Consider the following 14,517-nt stretch of genomic DNA (forward strand, 5'->3'; position numbering starts at 1 on the left):
GTCGTAGGGGAATTCAATCTACGCCATTTTTTACCCAGTTAGCACAGGCAATGCCTAATTTTTCAGAAATTATGTCATCGTAGCGATCGAGCTGTTGCTGCGTTAGCAAATTTTTCCACCGTCCATTGATGCCTTTGTAAATGAATCGATGCTTTTCAAAATCTCGATGTTCAAATTTTTCTGAATTCTCTCGCATATACTCTAGAGAGGATTTGTGTAAGATTGTCTCTTGGAGAGCGCCATCAGCTTCGATATCTAAAAAGTTTGCGATTTTCTCAACCATACGAGGTTTATTGTCAATTAAATCGGCATAATGAACTAGCAAGACATTTGGAAGATATCTAGCCTGCCACCAACTATTAATAAATTCAAAAAAATCCCAGTAGGGCTTGCCACTTTCTAGCCATTCCTCCCAAAACTCTGCAAAATTTCGTGAAGTGTTACAAAGTTTAATCGGAGATGTAAGATAGGCTTCAGGAGTAAGCGCATGAACGTGATTGAAAAGAGAGGCTGCAACATCTCTGCCGTCTCTTACCAGAAAAATATATTTCCATGTGGAATCATAGGGCAGAGCATTAAAAGGCAAGTGAGTTTTGAAAAATCTTCTATCTGGCAACTTTTCTATTAGCTCAATCTTCTCGTCGAGGGGTTCGCCTGTATCTTCTACCCAGGGGCTTAAGTCATGGAGATGTTCAACGTTATCATGACCGTTAACCAAAAGATTAACAATTTGCTGAGTTAAAGTTGTCCCTGATTTGTAACAAGAAGCAATGATGATATCGTCCGGTCGAGCTCTTATGCAATCCCATATCGTCGAATCGCGCAAGTAATCTTTAACTATAACTCTTTCTTTCAGTGGAAATGAAGGAATGGCTAAGGTTTTGTTTTTCATCCGAGAAGTACAATCATTATTTTTGAGTTGCTCTAAGGGATTACTTTATTATTATACGCCTTTACTACCGTAAAGAATCCCTGTTGGCGATAATCTTTACAAAGAGCTTCTGCATAAGGACGAGTTTGGAAAATTCCAACAATATAAGCGCAACTTCCTAACATATATTCCTCTTGAGAGTTGGGTATGAGAGCCAAAAGTCTTTTGTGCTGTTGTCTGTCTGGATGAATAATTATTTGGTACGAAAGCGTTTCTTCTTTACCAGCATAGCTTTTAAGTAGGCTAGATACTTCCGCCGCTACCAATTCCTCTTCCTCAGTAACCTGCTCGTCTACCCTAATTAATGCCTGTAATGCGTCGCTAAGGCTGAGAGCTTGTTCTTTTGGTGGATTGAGGGCTATGTAACCCATCACTTCCGAGTAAACTTTCTGAAGTTTTTCAATCCCTTTTTCTGGAGGGGGTTCGGTGAAAAGATATTCAGGATCGATATCCCAAGTCTCAGCAAACATTTGAATATATTGCCGTTCTTTATCGTCTAGTACATCATCGAGCCATGCTAAACGATATAAAATGTTTAGTAATTCTTTTTTTCCTGATGGCTGATTCAGAGCTTTTATTAAGTTAGCCGACTCACTTGCCTCTTGTTTAAAAGCGTTTGTTAATTTTTGCCAGCCCCCCCGATAATGAGGGTCTTTCACCCAAAAACCAATACCGACTAGAAAGTAGAAACTATAGGCAGTCAGCCTAAATAAGTTTTCTAATGCTATATTAAAATCTTTATGAAAACAGTAATAAATGAAAAAGGGTAGGCTAGTGGAAACAGCCACTAGCTGAGCAAATACAGAGGTGCTTTCTGCTACTATAGGATCGTGCTTACGGCTCCAAAGTTTCTTGATATTTAAGTAAATAACGACAGCAGTAAGTGCTACTGATATGATAAGTATTCCTTTCAAAATAGACTGCAATTGTTCCATTATATTTTTATTACTTACATAATTAATCAGTGTAAAAATTAGTTTACCTGGTCGTTTAGCTCTTGATATTTGTACAGGTGTACTACCGTAAAGAATCCTCGTTTGCGATAATTGTCACAGAAAGCTTCTGCCCAGGTTTTGGTGTGAAAAATGGCAATCAAAAAGGCTCTGGTTCCTAATATATATTCCTCTCGAGCATCTGGCACAATATTCAATAGCTTATCCTGCTCTTCTCGATCGGTAGGATGAATAATTATTCCGTATAAATCCGTTTCTCCTTCCTCAGCGTAGTTATTGAGAATGGTACATATTTCCGCTTCTATTAATTGTTCTTCTTTTGTTATGTGAGTGTCTATCCTAATTAAGGTTTGCAAAACATCCTTGAAGCTAAGAGCCTGTTCTTGTGAAGGCTTCAGAGCTAAGTAAGCCATTACTTCCGAACGGACTTTATTAAATTTTTCAATTCCCTTTTCTGGAGGGGGAGCGGTGAAAACAGCTTTAGCATCAATTCCCCAAGCCTCAGCAAATATCTCGATGTATTGCCGTTCTTTATCGTCTAGTACATCGTCTATCCACGCTACACGGTGTAAAATCTTCAACAGCTCTCTTTTTTGCAATGACTCGTTTAGAGCTTGAACTAAGTTCATTGACTCATTTGCTTCTTGTTTCAAAGCTTTTATTAATTTTTGCCAAACTCCCTCATGGCGGGAGTCTTTTACCCAAAAACCAATAGCTGCTACAAAGAGAAAACCAAAGAGGATGAGCTTAAAAAAGCTAGTCATAGTCACCCGCCAATTACTTTGGAGAGCATAATAAATTAAAAAAGGTAAAGTGGCGCCAATATTGATAGTCATTGCCACTACCGACAAGCTTTCTGCTACAACAATTTCATGCTTGTGGCTCCACATTTTGTTGATAGTTAAGTAAACCAAGATGGCAGTAGTTCCCACTGAGATGGAGAGTATAAACTTGAAAATTGATTCAAAAAATTCCATAAATTTTCAAGCTCAATGGTGCTGATGGCATCGCTTGATACTGCTATAGTAACAGAATTATAACTAAAGTTTTTCCTAAATTTCCGATCGCCTGTTTTTTAGTATTTGCTTTTAGTCAGAGGCGATCGCCCCTTGCCCCAATGTGGAGGAAGGCGAACGAGTCAGGCTTTTGATGAGGCTTAACGAGTGAGCCCCCCTTAATAGACTTGACACAGATTAACTCCGACAAGACTGCTCCAACCCTCAATCTCTCCACCCTTATGAAAATTGGAGTCCTGCCGGCAGAAGGTTTGTTGATGACGAATTGGTGATGGTGAGCAATTAGTGGCCCTAATCTTCTAACTGCTTCTGCGGCGATGGATGAATTTCTAATATCCCCCGCCCTATCCTCTCCAATAGATCGGATCGAGATAAGTTCATGGATTGAGCAATCGCATCGAGTCCATCTGACATCACCCAAATTCGATCGCCCAAAGGGGCAGGTGCAGTTGAGTCCGATAGACCGGAAGCGCGGTAGAGAATCGGTCAACAGTAGGCAAAGCGCCTGCTGTTGACCGAGCGCCCAGGCGTTAAAATTATCTCCACAACCGCCAAGATTTATCGCCAAATTTTTAAATTTTCCGGCGAAAACTTGCTATTTAATGAATAAGACTTTAAGATCCAGCAATGTAAATCAAAATCTCAATGAGCAGCCCTGCAAGCACTAACCCGAAATGGGTCGCAAGTGCCAAAAAGCAGCAAAAGCTACCTTTTTTAAGTCTTTCAACAGCAAAGCATTGGCAGAAAAACCCAGGGATCGACGGTTGGCATCTTGGAACGAATGCTTTGCTCGCAATACTACAAATGTATCAAAACTTATCTGCCAAAATTTAGCCCTAACAGATGCCTCGCTGCAACTCTTGCTGCGTAAGGTTTCAGTTTCTAATTAGGCTGGTTTTATTGTCTTTAACTACTTGAGGATTCGATCGCATGATTTCGATTTCTACTACTCAATCCGATGTGCTACCTTTGCCTTCGCCAACCGTAACGGCGCCTCCGCCTCCTGTGCAGCGGATGTTTTCGCGGTACTCGACGGGCTGGGACTCGATCGAGTGGCGATCGTCGGGCACAGTTTCGGTGCTTGTATTGCCCTCGCCACAGCAGCCACTGCACCGCACCGCATCGCGCAGTTGATTCTGGCAGACGCACCTGGAGATTTTACCAAGGTGCCTGCAGAGGTGCACGACGAACGTATCGTCCCCTACCAGAGGGCTCTGGAGACGGAGGATTGGCGGGCTGCTGTGGAAACTAGCTTCAACGAGGCGCTGACAGGAAGCACGGCCCAGACGCGCGATCGGGTTCTGGCTTGGTTGGCGGCGACTCCACAGGATTGCCTGTCTGGAATGTCTCGCGGGATGTTTGCCTTTGAAGCAGTTGATAATCTCGATCGCTACCTAGCAGCCCCTGGAACACGGGCCCACGCTATTATTGCTCCCTCAAACACTTTTCCGTTCAGCCTCCACATCCTCCGTCCCACGCTGACGACAACTACGCTACCCGATACCGGACACTGGCTGATGCTGGATGCGCCAGAGGCTTTTGCTAGGGAACTTGATATCTGTTTGGGAAAAGAATCGATATGAATGACTCCTCCCTAAGTAGCTACAAACAGCAAATTCTTAATGACTTTAACCACCGTCAAAACTACGAGACCGAGCTTCATGTACGGGCTGCCAACCGATTAGTAGAGTTTGCAAAAATACAACCCGGTCAGCAAGTTTTAGATGTCGCTACTGGAACAGGTTTAGCGGCGATTGCTGCGGCTTTTGCTGTTGGTTCCACCGGTCGTGTTTTGGGAACTGACTTTGCTTCGGGAATGCTGCTGCAAGCCGAGCATAAAGTCGCTGTTTCGGGACTGACGAATATCAGGTTTGAGCAAGTGGATGCAGACGAGCAAGAGTTCCATGAAAGCCAATTTGATGTTATTTTGTGTTCGTCGGCGATCGTCTACTTCACAGATATTCCGACATCGCTGCGTCGATGGCACAATGCTCTGAAACCAAGAGGGTTACTTGCATTTTCCTGTCTGGCAGAAACCTCCCCTACCGCGTCTGTCTTGTTTCGGAAAGTATTACAAAGATACGGTATAGCTATCCCGAATCCCAATGAGTTACTGGGAACGCCGCAGAGGTGTTGCCAAATGCTTGACAATATCGGGTTTGAAGACATCGAAATCACGACTGAGCAATTTGGCTTCTACTTGCAAGATGTGGAAGCTGCGTGGACTGGCAATGCCAAGAGTGCATTCGGGCTTCAAAATGTGAAATGGTCAGATGAACAGTGGCAGCAGTGCAAGCTGGAATATTTTACAGAAATAAATGAAGCTTCAACGGCAGCAGGTTATTGGAACGATATCACAATGTTCTTTGTCAGAGCCCATAAATCTGGTCAAGTCGATGCACTCCTTACTTAACCAATCTTTTTTCAAAGTATGCAGCATATTCACATCGCTAAAATTTCCGAGTTTGATGAGGGATTAATTATCCATTTAATTGAGGAAAGTCTGTCCCAAGGTTTTCAGTTTGTTGAAAGACTGGTTCGAGATTATCGTAATGGTTATAACTGCTTCGACAAGGTTGGTGAAGCTTTATTTATAGCGTCATCGCAGGAAAGAGCGATCGGAATTTGCGGCTTGAATGGAGATCCTTATTTCAACGATCTAAAAGTTGGACGATTGCGGCATTTGTATGTTGAGTCAGTTTGGCGGGGAAAGGGGGTGGGGCGTTTATTGGTCGATCGGCTGATTTACGAAGCCAGTCAGCATTATCAGTTATTGACGTTGCGAACAGATACGCCAGCAGCCGACAGGTTTTATCAAAAATTGGGATTCAAGACTCAGCGCAATTGGCAGCATACGACGCATCATTTACAATTGAGCGAGATAGACTGTGCGCGACTTTTAGTTTTACCGCAATTCATCGAGGGTTAAGTTGTGGGGGTTTTTGAGGATGAAGGCGTTGTTGTCTTTGATTAAGTCACCGGTACAGAGAATCGGTAAGCGTTCTTGATAAGCTTTAATCGCCAGGATATAATCTTTGTCTGCAAGTGAAGTTTGAATTTTCCGCAATTTGTCAGCAATGACGCCGATTAAGGTTATTTCGCCACTTAATTTGTCGGTGTTGGGAGTGTGAATTTGCATGACAATTCCCTGTAATGTCATCTTGGGGAGTGAGGTGATCAAGTCTGCTAATATTTCAATTTGAGAGCGATTTTCGACAATTTCTAGGGTTTCCATGACTTCGTACATCCGCAGAGCAAAACCGCTGACTTCTGGTTTTAAAGCTAACAAAATTTCGTAGTCTTCGCCTGCTTGATTCTTGCGAGTCCAGATCGATGATTTGTCTCCGTCTCGGCTTTGTTCGTGCCATCCGTGTTTTTGTAAATAAGCAGCGACTTGAGGCGGTTCTAAGGTTTTGAGAATATCGGGGTCGCGGACTGTTACTATCATAGGAGTTCTCCTGATTCAATGCGCTGCATGAGAGTTTTTAAAGCGTCTGTGTTGAAAATGTTTTGTATGGGTATTTGAACAGTGACAGTGTTTTGATTTTGGGTGGGCGGTAGCCCTCGCAATGAGACCCAGTAGCCACAATAGCGAAGGGAGAGTTCTTGTTGAGATTGGCGCAACCAATCCTCTTGGCTGTCGGGTACTAAAACGATAATCAGAATGCGGGGGACGAAAGGGTTTTCTAGCCTTAATTCTTCATAGTTTTTAACTTCTAGGGGATATCGGATAATTTCATTATCCAGTAATTTTCTGGAGGTGCATTTTATTTGGACATCTAGGCGAGGGCGGCGCGTTGATTGTGATGGCCCCAAACCTGTAATAATTACGTCAACTCCTTCTGCATCTAAGGGACGCGGGGCTATTTGGAATGAGTAGCTTGCCGCGGCTGTTACCGCATAGACATAAGCATAGCTAAATTCCTCTTTTTGGGTGTTTAGAACCACGCTTATTTTAACCTCGATAATTTTAAACAGGTCTTTACAAAATAGCTAATCATTCATTATCTGGTTCATTGATTACTGATGTATTGTCTGGCATAGACCCTGGACGAGAAACTATAACTACGTCAAAAATACCCGGCAATCTTTTGATTCCACTATGTAATAAGTCGTGTTCTTCTGTCCTGCGAGAGTCATCCCAGATAAAAGCAATCATTTGTTCGTGGGGGGAGCCTTGAGCTAGGTATAAAGACGTATCTTCGGCAATTTCTCCAATAATTTTTTGGGGCCTGTCTCTGCGATACCAGAACTTGATTTCAATAACCAATTTAAGCGAGGGGATTTCTAGGTCTACTCTTGGTTTTTTCTGCCCTACCGATCTAGTATATTCTTCTTCTCTGATATCGGGGAACACCGCAGCTAATAAAAAATATAGCAAATTTTGCACGTGATATTCATTTTCTATGTACCATTGCCGAGGTGTACCGCCCTTTGTGCGCGGCTTTTCTTCCCATGTCCAACGTCGAAGTCCCGCTGGAACTCGTCTTAATAATTCGCTAACATCTTCCAAGCTAAAGGAGCCTAAAGCAGATTGAGAAGAAATGAGCAACCCTTTTTCGTAATTTTCTTTAACTGCCTTCAACTTTGACAGATGAGTCTCTAAATTCGTTTTAAGATTCCCGTAGCCCGAGAATGCTTCAATTAATGAGGTTCGCTGACTGTTAGCTAATGGGATAACTTTCTCTAGAAGTAACTTGTAGTTAGTCTGCCACTTTTCCCAATCATAATCTCCATCCAAGACATATCTTTCAGGCGCTTGTCTAGATGCTTCACTGAAAATGCCATATCCAGCAGGTGAATACAATTCTCCGGGTATGACTTGTATTGCTTTGTACATAGCCTCTCCCTCAGCTATAAGTTCATTAAACTGAGCAAGGTTTCTCTTAAAATTGTCTGAAGTTAACATAATTAGGTTTCTGCTTCCATTAATTAATTTATTGATTTAAGGCAAATCCCACACTCAACTCTAGCAAAAAATCGCGGATGCGATCGATTAAAACTTTCTCTAATTCTCGCTATTGCGCTTCTTTGCCTAAAAAGTACGGCCCGCACTTGATATTGCACAATACGTTCCTTAAGTTCTCGCAAAAAATCATGATAATCTTCAGCAATTGACGAACTATCCGCCAGAACCCACCCTCTGCGGATTTTCCCGAATCATCGCCTCTAACTTCGCACTCTCGGCAAATTGCCTCTCCAACTTCGCCGTCAAATGCAGCATCTTCTCGTCCAAACTCTCCTCCTCCTCCAATGCCTCCGCCTCCGCCCTCACATACCTCTGAGGAGTTAAAATATAAAACTTACCGTTTTGCTTTTTTGTTGCATTTTGACTCCGCACCAGTGTTACATCTCTTCTGGAAAGTACATTTGCAGCAAATCTGCCCCGCCCGAACCCATCTGGCCTAACTTCTCCAGGACTTAGATAAAAAGCACCTAAAGTATGATGCGAAACTCTGCCATAACTCTTATTCTATAAATCGATCGGGCATTAAACCGATATCCACAATCGCCAAGATTTATTGCCAAAAATTAAATTTTCCGGCGAAAAGTTGCTATTTAATGAATAAGACTTTACAATCCAGCAAGGTAAATGAAACTCTCAATGAGCAGTGCTGCAAGCACGAACCCGAAATGGGTCGCAAGTGCCAAAAAGCAGCAAAAGCTACATTTTTTAACTCTTTCAACAGCAAAGCATTGGCAAACAAACCAGGGATCGACGGTTGGCATCTTGGAACGAATGCTTTGCTCGCAATACTACAAATGTATCAAAACTTATCTGCCAAAATTTAGCTCCAACTGATGCCTAGCCGAAACTCTTGCTGCGTAAGGTTTCAGTTTCTAATTAGGCTGGTTTTATTGTCTTTAACTACTTGAGGATTCGATCGCATGGTTTCGATTTCTACAACTCAATCCGATCTGCTACCAAAGTCTTCGCCAACCGCAACTGCTGCAACCCAAAGCAATGCGGCTGCTGCAACTGGGGTGTGCGTGACGGTTCACGGTCACTTTTACCAGCCGCCCCGGGAAAACCCTTACCTGGACGCGATCGAACGCCAAGCCAGCGCCTCTCCAGCCCACGACTGGAACGAACGCATTGACAACGAGTGCTACCGCCCGAACGCCTTTGCCCGCATACTCAACGACCGCGGCGAAGTCGCGGGGATCGTCAACAACTACGAGTATATGAGCTTCAACATCGGGCCGACCCTGATGAGCTGGCTCGAACGCTACGACGCGGAAGTCTACCAGCGGATTCTGGAGGCCGATCGCCAAAGCTGTCAGCGGCTCAACGGTCACGGCAACGCGATCGCCCAAGTATACAATCACATCATCATGCCGCTGGCTAACGAGCGAGACAAATACACCCAAGTTCGGTGGGGGATCGCAGATTTTCGGTCTCGCTTCAATCGCGATCCCGAAGGAATGTGGCTCGCCGAAACCGCCGTAGACTACGCCACCCTCGAAGTTTTAGTCGCCGAAGGCATCCGCTTCATTGTCTTAGCCCCCTCCCAAGCAGAACGCTGCCGCCCGTTCATCTGGCAAAACCAAGAAGGGGAACCAACCGAAAATTCCGAATGGCACGAAGTCGGCGGCGGCCAAATCGATCCGACTCGCCCGTACCGCTGCTATTTGAAACCAGAAATGCGGTTACTGGCTGACCACCAACTCTCGCCGCTGAGCACTCACCATTTTGGCCGCAGGCACTTCCAAAATTCCGAAGCCACACCTGTCAACACTCCCTACATTGATATCTTTTTCTACGACGGCCCGATCTCGCGGGATATGGGCTTCAATGACGTTCTCAGCAGCAGCCACCACTTGGCCGGGCGCTTGGGTCAAGCAGTACGGGGAGACCACCGACCGGCTCAATTAATCTGCGTGGCGACGGACGGCGAAACTTTCGGCCACCACAAAAACGGTACCGAAAAATGCCTCGCCTACGCCTTCACAGAAGAGTTTCCCCGTCGAGGCTGGACGGTGACGAATTTTGCTCATTATTTAAGTCAAAATCCTCCCACTTGGGAAGTGGAACTCAAACCCGTGACGGCCTGGAGTTGCTCTCACGGGGTCGGTCGCTGGGAAGATGATTGCGGCTGCGGCGGCGGCGGCGAGTGGAACCAAAAATGGCGCCGCCCTTTGCGGGATACTCTCAATTGGCTGCGCGATCGGCTGATTCCGATTTACGAAGAAGCGGGGCGCAAACTGTTGTGCGATCCCTGGAAGGCCAGAGATGAATATATTGAGGTCATCCGCGATCGATCGCCCGCTAACGTTGACAGTTTCCTCGAACGCCATCAAGTGCGCCCCCTCGATGCCGGAGAACAGGTGGACGCCCTGCGGCTGCTGGAAATGCAGCGCCACACCCTGTTAATGTTCACTAGCTGCGGCTGGTTTTTTGAAGAAATCTCGCGGCCAGAAGGCGTGCAAATTCTGCGCTACGCGGCCCGGGCGCTGGAACTGGCGGGCGAAGTTACCGGCGTCCAGCTAGAAAAGGATTTTGTCGCTCAACTAGCCCTCGTACCCAGCAACGTTGACTATTTCAAAACAGGCGCCGAAGTTTACCGCAAACTGGTGGTGACAGCCCAAATTAGTCTCAGACAAGTGGCCGCGCACTACGCGATCAGTTCTCTGTTTGCCAAATATCCCCGCGAACAGCGAGTTTACTGCTATCAGGCCCTGCAGGAAGATTTCCAAATTCAGCGCATGGGCTCGATGACTCTGGGTGTGGGTCAATTGCAGTTAACCTCGGAAATTACGCGGGAAACAGAGGTTTATGTGTTTGCTGCGTTGCACCTCGGCGGCTGGGACTTCCACTGCTGCATTCAGCCTTTTGGCAGCCGCCGGTCTTACACTATGCTCAAAGAGCGGTTGTTTGGAGTTATGCAAGAAGCTTCGGCGGCCCACGCGATTCTGGAAATGGTGCGGCTGTTTGGGGATCAGTCCTTTAGCTTGCGGGATTTATTCGCTGAGGAACGCCACCGGATCGTGCAGTTGCTGAGTCAGGAAAATTTGACTCGGTTGGATCAGCTTTACACTCAGGTTTACCGGGAAAATTACGGGGTGATGATGGCCTTCCACCGAGACGAGTTGCCGGTGCCGGTAGAGTTGCAGGTGGCTGCTGAGGTGGCTTTGGGACACCGCTGTTTGACGGCGGCCAAGGCCCTGGAACTGGAAACGGAGGATGTGGAACCGCTGCTGGCCGAAATTGAGGCGATCGCCACTGAAAGCGGCCATCTCCGCTGTCGGTTGAACGTTCCCGAAGTCAAACAAATTTTGGAAAAGATGATTTGGCGATCGCTAGACGCGCTGCTGCAAGCAGGATCGGACGCCGAAGACCGCTCGCCTGTCAAGTTGGAAGCTGATATCCGCACGATCGAGCGTCTGATTGCGGTGGGCGATCGGCTGAGTCTGGGTTTGTGTCTGGACAAATCGCAAGAACTGTATTTCAATTCTCTGTACAGTCAAATTGTGCCTCTGTGTTTGGGCTGGCTGCAACTGCAAGATGCCTCGGCAGGCGACAGTGTGATCGCTGCCGTTGCCTTGGGGATTGCAGGTTCCGGGGTCGGCTGGGACTTGCCTTCGATCCGGCAGTTGCTGGAGTTGGGCCAAACCTTGGCCGTTGATGTTGAGTGTTGGTTGAAGCAGTTAAGTTGATCGTTTCTCGATTAGCCGGCCCAAATCAATTCCCGCCCTTGAGAATCCGCCCGATCGAGCTTGAAATCCCGATCGGGCCTGCCGGATCGACCGAGGATCGATCGGCATGGAGGCTTCCCGGGCTCGCGGCGGGCGATCGAACCTATAGCAACCGCTTTCGTCGGTTATGGCATCAGCTAAAAGTGCTCGCTTTTGCTGCAGAGAGTGGAATTCGCTCTCCACAAGGATCGGTTTGATAGCCTGAGAGATGCGATCGAGAATAGACCTCTTGCAAAAATAGCTGGGACGGGCTCTGGAGCCCGTCCCACAAAAAGTTTTTTCTCTTGTGGGATGGGCTCCAGAGCCCGTCCGAAAATTTGATCGAAAGGACTTTTGCAAGAAGTCTAATTTGTTGCGCTTTCTTGCCTCCTAACCGACGAAAACGGTTGGTATAACTAGAAGAAAAAGTCATGAAAAGATTTAGATTCTTAGGATTTATTGTTGTCTTTTGTGCAATCATTTCTTGGTCGATCGCCATTGCTCAACCAATTCCTAACCCCCCACTCTGGCAAGTCTATCAACAGTCACTCAAATCAGCAAAATACGTAGACCTCACCCATACCATTACGCCCACCATCCCTGTTTGGTCGGGTTTTGGACAGCCTAAATTTTCAGCCACCACTGGCCCCAAAACCGGCAAAGCTTACACCTATGCTGCCGATAACTTTGAAGCAACCCACTACGATCTGCCTACCGACCAACTGGGTACCCAACTAGATCCCCCGGCCCACTGGAATCCTGACTATCCTGCAATTGACGAGTTACCACCCACCTTTGCCGTCCGTCCGTTAGTGGTTATTCCGATTCAGGAGAAGGTGGCTCGCGAGCCAAATTATGCCCTGCAAGTGGGGGATATTCTGACTTGGGAACGGCAACACGGCAGAATTCCGGAAGGATCGGTGGTGTTTGTCCGTTCAGATTGGTCGAAAGAATGGCCCAATCCTAAACTGGCAACCCTCACCGAATTTCCGGGTGTTTCGCTGGATGCTCTGAAATTTTTGCATCTAGAACGTAAAATTCTGTTTCACGGCCATGAACCCCTAGATACCGATAGTACGCCGACGCTGGAAGGAGAAGCCTGGTTGCTCAGAAATGGCTATACTCAGGCCGAGGGAGTGGCCAATCTCGATCGAGTGCCCGAAACAGGAGCCTTAGTGACGATCGGCTATCCCAAATTACAGGGGGGATTAGGCGGCTATGCCCGCTACATCGCCATTTGCCCGCCCAATTGGCGCTATGGCGTATCCGTGGGGGAGATCCCCGAAGCTCCCCTTGCCAAAGCAGCCAAATCCCTCCATTGGGATCGGCAACTCGGTGTACGAGTTCGGTAAAGTCTATTTAGGGATGAGAATTAAATAAAATCCACTTTTCATGACTGTTGTGGGATGGGCGTCCCGCCCGTCCTTTCTGGGCGGGACGCCCATCCCACAAGAAAAAAGGGAAATTATTTAATTGACGATCCTTAGTGATTAGTTCTGCCGCTTCAGCGCGCGCCAGCTAACTCTTGCTTACACCGGACGGACTGGCAACCTCTGGCTCAGTTTCACTGCTATCTGCCGCCGGTGACGCTCGCCGTTGCATTTTTTCCTGACAGGTGAAACGAGATCTCGCTAGCGATGCGGAGCATTATAGCAGTTGACTGTTGACAGCTTGCCCGCTTGCTTGTCGAAGGGTTAAATAGTACGGCAATCAAACCGTTGATGCAATGGGCTCTGGGATCTATTCCTGAGCTTATTTATGTCCGCGCCCGATGTGGCGGTTGCTATACCGACAGACAACCGCTAATTTTCTTGAAGTCAGTTCTGGACGCAGGAAGACTGAAGAAACCCGGTTTTTTACCCTGACTGCGGACTACGGCGCAGGATTTGCGTAAAAACCCGGTTTCTGAGCACCCGTGCGTAAGTCCTATGAGTTTTCGCTCTACTTCTGTGGGAAGATAAAAAGACTGTCCCCAAAGCGTACTGGTGTTCTGCACTTGCACGCTTTGTAGAGCTTTGAAGAAAGAACACTAAATTTTAAGCTATGAAAGTTGGCGATCGCGTTTGCATTAAAAACTCTGTTGTTGTCTACCACCACCCTGAAAATCGCAGTCAACCATTTGATATTAAGGGTATGGAAGGAGAAGTCGTGGCGATCGTTCACGAATGGCACGGCCGACCTGTCAGTGCTAATTGGCCGATTCTAGTACAATTTGACAAAAAATTTCGAGCTCACCTAAAAGAGGATGAGGTCGAATTGATATCTTCGGAAGTCTAGCTATCTCAAAAGTTGAAGCCGGAACCCAAAGACAATATCAAATCCGGTCAGTCAATTTTAGATTTTAGATTTTAGATTTTAGATTTACTCCACAGATGAATCTGGAAGCTTGAACCTTAGTCTAAAATTTTGGGCTCAACACTACTCCTGCCGGAAAGCAATTATCTGTTTTTGGGCGGGGGTTCTATAACTGTTGTAGAGTTTGTAGTTAAGTGTTCAGTTTTTTCTGTGGCTTTTAGTCGATCGGCTGGACTAAAGTCCTTACTACAAACCATCTTTTTTATTTACTCCTTAATTTTTCGACCGTCTGCGGTTGAACCAACCGAAGATATTCCAATCTCCCTGCATTTTCTGCAATTCCTGCTGATGCTGCTTGGCTGTAGCATAATACCACTGGCAGTGAAGTTCTAGTTCTTGACGGTACTTAATTTCGTCGTAAAACTCGCGGACAATTTGGTGTCTCTGAAAAATTTCGGCCGCGGGAGTCGGTTCTGGGGCAATTGTTTGCAACTCGTGGGGCAGCATGATTGTTTGGGGGCGACTGTGGCTAATATTGGCTGTATTGACTTTAAGCTAACACACTCAATCGATTTTAGATTTTAGATTTTAGATTTTAGATTTTAGATTTTAGATTTTAGATTTTAGATTTTAGATTTTAGATTTT

16 protein-coding genes are annotated in these 14,517 nt (G+C 46.2%); 7 read left to right on the forward strand and 9 right to left on the reverse strand.

Going from position 1 to position 14,517, the window contains the following annotated elements; translation table 11 throughout:
• Positions 1–13: 13 nt before the first annotated feature.
• The 3 genes from QUA80_RS26090 to QUA80_RS26100 are packed head-to-tail and all read right to left on the reverse strand — an operon-like array spanning position 14 to position 2,861.
• Positions 14–892, reverse strand: coding sequence for a sulfotransferase domain-containing protein (locus QUA80_RS26090; protein ID WP_333427901.1), 879 nt, complete (start codon positions 890–892; stop codon positions 14–16).
• Positions 893–924: 32 nt separating this feature from the next.
• Positions 925–1,866, reverse strand: a complete 942-nt coding sequence (locus tag QUA80_RS26095; protein WP_333427902.1) for a hypothetical protein — start codon at positions 1,864–1,866, stop codon at positions 925–927.
• Positions 1,867–1,904: 38 nt separating this feature from the next.
• Positions 1,905–2,861 (reverse strand): hypothetical protein, encoded by a 957-nt coding sequence (locus QUA80_RS26100; protein ID WP_333427903.1) that lies wholly within the window; start codon positions 2,859–2,861, stop codon positions 1,905–1,907.
• A gap of 953 nt (positions 2,862–3,814) precedes the next feature.
• Here QUA80_RS26100 and QUA80_RS26105 point away from each other — a divergent pair.
• The 3 genes from QUA80_RS26105 to QUA80_RS26115 are packed head-to-tail and all read left to right on the forward strand — an operon-like array spanning position 3,815 to position 5,829.
• On the forward strand, positions 3,815–4,483 hold the full coding sequence (locus QUA80_RS26105; protein WP_333427904.1) for an alpha/beta hydrolase: 669 nt from the start codon (positions 3,815–3,817) through the stop codon (positions 4,481–4,483).
• Positions 4,480–5,313, forward strand: a complete 834-nt coding sequence (locus tag QUA80_RS26110; RefSeq protein WP_333427905.1) for a class I SAM-dependent methyltransferase — start codon at positions 4,480–4,482, stop codon at positions 5,311–5,313. Before QUA80_RS26105 ends, QUA80_RS26110 begins: the two co-directional genes overlap by 4 nt.
• 18 nt (positions 5,314–5,331) lie before the next feature.
• Positions 5,332–5,829, forward strand: a complete 498-nt coding sequence (locus QUA80_RS26115; protein WP_333427906.1) for a GNAT family N-acetyltransferase — start codon at positions 5,332–5,334, stop codon at positions 5,827–5,829.
• Here QUA80_RS26115 and QUA80_RS26120 read toward each other — a convergent pair.
• The 4 genes from QUA80_RS26120 to QUA80_RS26135 form a co-directional block, all read right to left on the reverse strand.
• Positions 5,806–6,348, reverse strand: coding sequence for a hypothetical protein (locus tag QUA80_RS26120; RefSeq protein WP_333427907.1), 543 nt, complete (start codon positions 6,346–6,348; stop codon positions 5,806–5,808). The genes QUA80_RS26115 and QUA80_RS26120 overlap by 24 nt on opposite strands.
• A complete protein-coding gene (locus QUA80_RS26125; RefSeq protein WP_333427908.1) occupies positions 6,345–6,848 on the reverse strand; it encodes a DUF4365 domain-containing protein in 504 nt (167 codons plus the stop codon). Before QUA80_RS26125 ends, QUA80_RS26120 begins: the two co-directional genes overlap by 4 nt.
• Positions 6,849–6,897: 49 nt before the next feature.
• On the reverse strand, positions 6,898–7,809 hold the full coding sequence (locus QUA80_RS26130; RefSeq protein ID WP_333427909.1) for a PD-(D/E)XK nuclease domain-containing protein: 912 nt from the start codon (positions 7,807–7,809) through the stop codon (positions 6,898–6,900).
• A 213-nt stretch (positions 7,810–8,022) separates the two neighbouring features.
• On the reverse strand, positions 8,023–8,241 hold the full coding sequence (locus QUA80_RS26135) for a hypothetical protein (protein ID WP_333427910.1): 219 nt from the start codon (positions 8,239–8,241) through the stop codon (positions 8,023–8,025).
• 221 nt (positions 8,242–8,462) lie between these two features.
• Between QUA80_RS26135 and QUA80_RS26140 the strand changes: the two genes are divergently transcribed.
• Together QUA80_RS26140 and QUA80_RS26145 are read left to right on the forward strand one after the other, a co-directional pair.
• Positions 8,463–8,693: a hypothetical protein gene (locus tag QUA80_RS26140; protein ID WP_333427911.1), complete on the forward strand. Its 231-nt coding sequence runs from the start codon at positions 8,463–8,465 to the stop codon at positions 8,691–8,693.
• A 96-nt stretch (positions 8,694–8,789) separates the two neighbouring features.
• Positions 8,790–11,558, forward strand: a complete 2,769-nt coding sequence (locus tag QUA80_RS26145) for a DUF3536 domain-containing protein (protein ID WP_333427912.1) — start codon at positions 8,790–8,792, stop codon at positions 11,556–11,558.
• On the opposite strand, the gene QUA80_RS26150 is transcribed toward QUA80_RS26145, so the two are convergent.
• Positions 11,550–11,780: a hypothetical protein gene (locus QUA80_RS26150; protein WP_333427913.1), complete on the reverse strand. Its 231-nt coding sequence runs from the start codon at positions 11,778–11,780 to the stop codon at positions 11,550–11,552. The genes QUA80_RS26145 and QUA80_RS26150 overlap by 9 nt on opposite strands.
• A 227-nt stretch (positions 11,781–12,007) precedes the next feature.
• Between QUA80_RS26150 and QUA80_RS26155 the strand changes: the two genes are divergently transcribed.
• Together QUA80_RS26155 and QUA80_RS26160 are read left to right on the forward strand one after the other, a co-directional pair.
• Positions 12,008–12,928 carry a cyclase family protein gene (locus tag QUA80_RS26155; protein WP_333427914.1) on the forward strand — a complete coding sequence of 307 codons (921 nt, stop codon included), beginning with the start codon at positions 12,008–12,010 and terminating at the stop codon, positions 12,926–12,928.
• A gap of 691 nt (positions 12,929–13,619) precedes the next feature.
• Positions 13,620–13,853 (forward strand): ferredoxin-thioredoxin reductase variable chain, encoded by a 234-nt coding sequence (locus tag QUA80_RS26160; protein WP_006635793.1) that lies wholly within the window; start codon positions 13,620–13,622, stop codon positions 13,851–13,853.
• Positions 13,854–14,144: 291 nt separating this feature from the next.
• On the opposite strand, the gene QUA80_RS26165 is transcribed toward QUA80_RS26160, so the two are convergent.
• Positions 14,145–14,378, reverse strand: coding sequence for a hypothetical protein (locus tag QUA80_RS26165; protein WP_333427915.1), 234 nt, complete (start codon positions 14,376–14,378; stop codon positions 14,145–14,147).
• Between the last annotated feature and the right edge of the window lie 139 nt (positions 14,379–14,517).

The sequence above is a fragment of the Microcoleus sp. F4-D5 genome (assembly GCF_036704885.1).
Classification (GTDB): domain Bacteria; phylum Cyanobacteriota; class Cyanobacteriia; order Cyanobacteriales; family Microcoleaceae; genus Microcoleus.

Bases quoted from the DNA above. Each gene is read 5' to 3' on its own strand.
- QUA80_RS26090 (WP_333427901.1), bottom strand. From the start codon at position 892: ATGAAAAACAAAACCTTAGCCATTCCTTCATTTCCACTGAAAGAAAGA.
- QUA80_RS26095 (WP_333427902.1), bottom strand. From the start codon at position 1,866: ATGGAACAATTGCAGTCTATTTTGAAAGGAATACTTATCATATCAGTA.
- QUA80_RS26100 (WP_333427903.1), bottom strand. From the start codon at position 2,861: ATGGAATTTTTTGAATCAATTTTCAAGTTTATACTCTCCATCTCAGTG.
- QUA80_RS26110 (WP_333427905.1), top strand. From the start codon at position 4,480: ATGAATGACTCCTCCCTAAGTAGCTACAAACAGCAAATTCTTAATGAC.
- QUA80_RS26115 (WP_333427906.1), top strand. From the start codon at position 5,332: ATGCAGCATATTCACATCGCTAAAATTTCCGAGTTTGATGAGGGATTA.
- QUA80_RS26120 (WP_333427907.1), bottom strand. From the start codon at position 6,348: ATGATAGTAACAGTCCGCGACCCCGATATTCTCAAAACCTTAGAACCG.
- QUA80_RS26130 (WP_333427909.1), bottom strand. From the start codon at position 7,809: ATGTTAACTTCAGACAATTTTAAGAGAAACCTTGCTCAGTTTAATGAA.
- QUA80_RS26140 (WP_333427911.1), top strand. From the start codon at position 8,463: ATGAATAAGACTTTACAATCCAGCAAGGTAAATGAAACTCTCAATGAG.
- QUA80_RS26145 (WP_333427912.1), top strand. From the start codon at position 8,790: ATGGTTTCGATTTCTACAACTCAATCCGATCTGCTACCAAAGTCTTCG.
- QUA80_RS26155 (WP_333427914.1), top strand. From the start codon at position 12,008: ATGAAAAGATTTAGATTCTTAGGATTTATTGTTGTCTTTTGTGCAATC.
- QUA80_RS26160 (WP_006635793.1), top strand. From the start codon at position 13,620: ATGAAAGTTGGCGATCGCGTTTGCATTAAAAACTCTGTTGTTGTCTAC.
- QUA80_RS26165 (WP_333427915.1), bottom strand. From the start codon at position 14,378: ATGCTGCCCCACGAGTTGCAAACAATTGCCCCAGAACCGACTCCCGCG.